This is a genomic window from Phyllobacterium sp. (assembly GCF_037994405.1).
In the GTDB taxonomy this organism is placed as follows: Bacteria; Pseudomonadota; Alphaproteobacteria; order Rhizobiales; family Rhizobiaceae; genus Phyllobacterium.
Genome location: NZ_JBBNAN010000057.1, coordinates 1 through 4,687, shown reverse-complemented (window position 1 = coordinate 4,687; position 4,687 = coordinate 1). Strand labels below are relative to the sequence as shown.

The window sequence follows — 4,687 nt, the reverse complement described above, 5'->3', positions numbered from 1 at the left end:
CGCCGCCGAACACAATGGCAAGGTGGGAATACATCGGCACGTAGGAGGCCTCGGCCGGCGCGATGCTGCCGCGCGGTTGGCCAAAGGCGACACCGGTCAACCGCAAGAGCAACGCACCAAAGGCAATTAGAAGCCCGAAGACAAGCAGGATTGCGAGAAGCGGCTGCCTGGCGAATATGGAGCTTACCACCAGGAACTCGCTCATGAAGATTCCAAACGGCGGTAGTCCGGCGATGGCGACAACGCCAATCACCAGCCCCCAGCCGAGGCCGGGATGGCTCTCGGTGAGACCACGAATGCTGGAGAGCCTCTGCGTACCCTTGATCTGCGCAATGTGACCGACGGCGTAGAAGATTGCGGACTTGGTCAGACTATGCATCACCATGTGCAGAAGTCCGGCAAAATTCGCGAGCGGGCCGCCCATGCCGAAAGCAAAAACAATGATGCCCATGTGCTCGATCGAGGAATAGGCGAACAGGCGTTTGACATCGCGGCGGCGGTAGAGCATGAAGGCCGCGAATATAAGCGACGCCAGGCCCATGGTTACCATCAACGGTCCTGGTGCGATCGCTTCGGGGCTTGCGGCGATCAATATCTTGAAGCGCAGGACCGCATAGAGGGCGACGTTCAAGAGCAGGCCCGACAGCACCGCCGAGATTGGTGTCGGGCCCTCTGCGTGGGCGTCGGGCAGCCAGGCGTGTAGGGGGGCGAGGCCAACCTTGGTCCCATAGCCAAGCAGCAGGAACACGAAGGCGACATTCAAAAGAGCGGGATCGAATGCGGCGGCGTGCTCGATCAGGAGTGTCCAGGCCATGGCATCATAGCCTTCACCGACGATGGGCTGCGCTGCCATGTAGACGAGTATGGTGCCGAATAGGGCAAAGGCGATACCGACACTGCCCAGAATGAAATACTTCCAAGCGGCCTCGAGTGCTTCGTGCGTACGGTAAATGCCGACCATCAGGACCGTGGTGAGCGTCGCGAGCTCCACCGCAACCCACATCAGGCCGATATTGTTCGACACGAAGGCGAGGTTCATGCCGAACATCATGATCTGGTACATGGCATGGTAGAAACGGAGGTTCGCCGGTGTCAGCCTGCCGGTCTCCAGTTCGTGCGCGATATAGCTGGCGCTGAAGACACTGGTCGTGAACCCGACAAAGGTGTTAAGGACGATGAAGACGATGTTGAGATCGTCGACGAGCAGATAGCGACCCGGTTGCAACCGTTCGGTGACGAAAAGCGAGAGGGCCGCGATGAAGGTCAACAGGCTTGCAAACACGTTCACTCTTGCGGACATCCGGTAGCCGGGAAGCAGCGCCAGGAGCACTGCAGCACTGATTGGGATCAACAGGACGGCGGTTACCGGATCGAACGCAAGCGCATTCATCTGCGTCTCTTCCCCTTGAAATCATCGAGTGCCCGGACGTCCACAGTATCGAACCGCTCGCGGATGCGGAACAGGAAGACACCAATGACGATGAAGGCGATCAGAATCGAGAAGGCGACGCTGATTTCAACGACCAGCGGCATGCCCTTGGCCCCCGTGGCGGCAAGCACCAGGCCGTTCTCCAGAGACATGAACCCGACGATCTGGCTGACCGCGTTGCGGCGCGTGACCATCACCAGAAGACCAAGCAGCAAGACTGACAAGGCGAAGGCAAGGTCCTCACGTGCCAAAGGATCGGCGGCTTGCGTCACCCGCAACATCACCACCATGGAGAGCGCAACCAGCCCCATACCCACAAACATGGTGGGACCAATGCCAACTACGGTCTCGATCTCGCGGTGAATGCCCATTCTGAGGATCATGCGGTGCAGTGCAATGGGAATGATGGTGGCCTTGAAGACGAGAGCGATGGCTGCCGTCACGTAGAGATGCGGTGCGTGTTGGACATAGGCTTGCCAGGCGACAGACAGCGTCAGCACCAGGGAATGCAGCGCAAACATATTGAGCAAAGAATAAAGACGGTCCTGATAGAGCATCATGAAGCTGACCAGGACGAGGCCGCCGGCGAGCAAATGGGCAATATCGAAGGTGAGACCGTGCATTACAGGCTCCTTGAGACGAACAGCAGCAGCGTGGCGAGCATGCCGAGCATGAGCGCTGCGCCGAGGAATTCGGGCACGCGGAAAACCCGCATCTTGGCGGTCGCGGTCTCGAACAAGGCAAGAAGAACGGCACCAACCGCCAGCTTGGCGAGATATGCAATCATGCCAAGAATGTAGGCCGTGGCTCTGGTGGCCGGGACCGCCAGGTTCCAGGGCAAGAATATGCAGGCGATCAACGATACATAGAGCAGCAGCTTGAGGAACGCCGCAAACTCGATCATCGCCAGATGACGACCGGAATATTCAAGCACCATCGCCTCGTGCACCATGGTGAGTTCCAGATGTGTCGCCGGATTGTCCACTGGGATGCGGGCGTTTTCGGCGATCGCCACCATGATGAGGGCAATGAGCGCCATTCCTAGTGAAACGCGCAGGCCCACATGCGATGAAATCATGACCGCTGCGATCGTTGAGAGCTGCGTTGAGCCGGCGACGAGGGCGAGCGTAAAAATAGTAAGGAGCATCGCGGGTTCCGCGAGGGTCGCAATCATCACCTCGCGGCTTGAACCAATGCCGCCGAAACTTGTGCCGACATCCATACCGGCGAGGGCCAGGAAGAAACGCGCGCTTCCAAGCAAGGCCACGATCACAATCAGATCCGCGGTCCAGCTGAACATGAGTCCCGTCGCAAAGGTGGGGATGAGTGATGCAGCTACCCAGGTGACGGCAAAAATCAGGTAAGGGGTCACACGAAATAGCCAGGAGGCATTCTCCGCCAGCACGACTTCCTTACGCAGAAGCCGCACGAGGTCACGATAGGGCTGTATGACGGACGGGCCTTGCCGCCGCAACAACCGAGCTTTGATTTTTCGAACGACCCCGGTGAGCAGCGGTGCGAGCAACAGCACCATCGCCATCTGCGCACCTTGAGCGAGGAAATCAAAGATCACGACCATAGTGCGAGCACCACAAGCAGGAAGACAAGGGCAAGGAAGACCAGGCTGAGGTAGCGCCGGATGGTGAGGAACTGGAGGCGGTTGAGCTGCTCGGCAGCAAACCACACAGCACCATTGATCGGTTCATAAACTCCCTCCCAGATCAGATCGCGCAGTTCGAGCGTGAACCGTGCTGGCTTGGGATCACCAGGCGCTGGCATTTCGACGATCTCCCGCGCTTGGAAAAGAAGCGTACCGAAAACCCGCCGAACGGGTTGGGCAAAGCTTGCGGACGTGTATTGGGTTTGTGGGCTTGGTTCGGGGAAGCCACAGTCCCAAGCGGGTGCACGGCGCAATGCGCGCGAGGCAAGGCGATGGACAAAGTAAGCGGTAAGCGATGCGGAGAATGCAATAAACAGAAACACCAGCAGCCCGTTATAGGAGCTGCGGCCCTCGGCGATTGGCACGATTGATAGCCATGGCACACTTGCTTGTACCGGCATGCGGCCGCCGACGAGCGCGAGCGTCACGGGCGCAAGGGCATCAATGACAATTCCGGGCACGATGCCTGCTATGAGACACAGGGCCGCCAACACAAACATGGCGTTAAGCGAAAAGCGGTCCACTTCCTGCGCCAGTTGGGCGGCAAGCGTCCGGGGGCGGCCAAGAAAAGTGACGCCAAAGGCTTTGACAAAACAGGCCGCGGCAAGCGCTGCTGACAGTGCAAGCAGGCCGCCGACTGCCGGGACCATGATCTTCAGCCCCCATTGGGGCAAATTAGGGCTTTGCAGTATCGCTTGAAAGGCCAGCCACTCCGAGACGAATCCGTTGAAGGGGGGGAGGGCGGAGATCGCGACGGCACCGATCAGAAAAGCAAAACTCGTGAATGGCATCCGATGGATGAGACCTCCGAGCTTATCCATATCCCGTTCGCCTGTCGCGGTCAGGACGGCCCCAGCACCGAAAAAGAGCAGGCTCTTGAAAAAGGAATGGTTGAGGACGTGGAACAGTGCGGCGGCAAGCGCCAGTGCCGCCGCCCATTCCATGGCGTTTGCCTCAAAGGCGAGTGCGAGGCCGAGGCTCACGAATATGACGCCTATGTTTTCGATGGTGCTGTAGGCGAGAAGGCGTTTGAGATCCTGCTCCATCAGCGCGTGTAGGATACCCAGCACAGCCGTGACACCGCCGAGCATCAGCACGACCATGCCCGACCACCATGCTGGCTCGCCAAGCAGATCAAAGACGACCCGGATGAAGCCATAGACCGCGACCTTGGTCATGACGCCGCTCATGAGAGCCGAAACATGGCTCGGCGCGGCCGGGTGTGCAAGCGGCAGCCAGACATGCAATGGCACAAGACCAGCTTTCGATCCGGCACCGATGAGCATGAGGATGAGAACGAAGGCCGCCACGGCCGGGGTGTGTCCGGCAGCACGCATCGTCGCGAAATCGTAGTCGCCGCTCACTCCCGCGAGAAGGCCGAAGGCGAGCAACAGGGCCAACGTGCCAAAGCTTGCCATGACGAGATAGATATATGCCGCCTTTCTGTTATCGCGCTCGCGATGATGCGTCATCACAAGCGCCCACGAGGCAAGGGACATGAACTCCCATGAGAGAAGGAAAGTGAAAGCGTCAGCAGCGAGGATCACGAGGTTCATACCGGCGAGGAAGGCCGGAAAGAATGGTAACAGCCTGTGCGG

Annotated in this window: 4 protein-coding genes; all 4 read right to left on the bottom strand. The window is 59.1% G+C overall.

Going from position 1 to position 4,687, the window contains the following annotated elements; translation table 11 throughout:
• Nucleotides 1-1,390 (bottom strand): hydrogenase 4 subunit F (locus tag AAAC48_RS03595; protein WP_340652855.1); only part of this gene is annotated, 1,390 nt, incomplete at its 3' end.
• A complete protein-coding gene (locus AAAC48_RS03590; RefSeq protein WP_340652854.1) occupies nt 1,387-2,052 on the bottom strand; it encodes a hydrogenase-4 component E in 666 nt (221 codons plus the stop codon). The genes AAAC48_RS03590 and AAAC48_RS03595, both read right to left, overlap by 4 nt.
• Nucleotides 2,052-3,008, bottom strand: coding sequence for an NADH-quinone oxidoreductase subunit H (locus tag AAAC48_RS03585; RefSeq protein WP_340652853.1), 957 nt, complete (start codon nt 3,006-3,008; stop codon nt 2,052-2,054). Before AAAC48_RS03585 ends, AAAC48_RS03590 begins: the two co-directional genes overlap by 1 nt.
• On the bottom strand, nt 2,999-4,687 hold a 1,689-nt coding region (gene hyfB, locus AAAC48_RS03580), incomplete at its 5' end, for a hydrogenase 4 subunit B (RefSeq protein ID WP_340652852.1). The genes AAAC48_RS03585 and hyfB, both read right to left, overlap by 10 nt.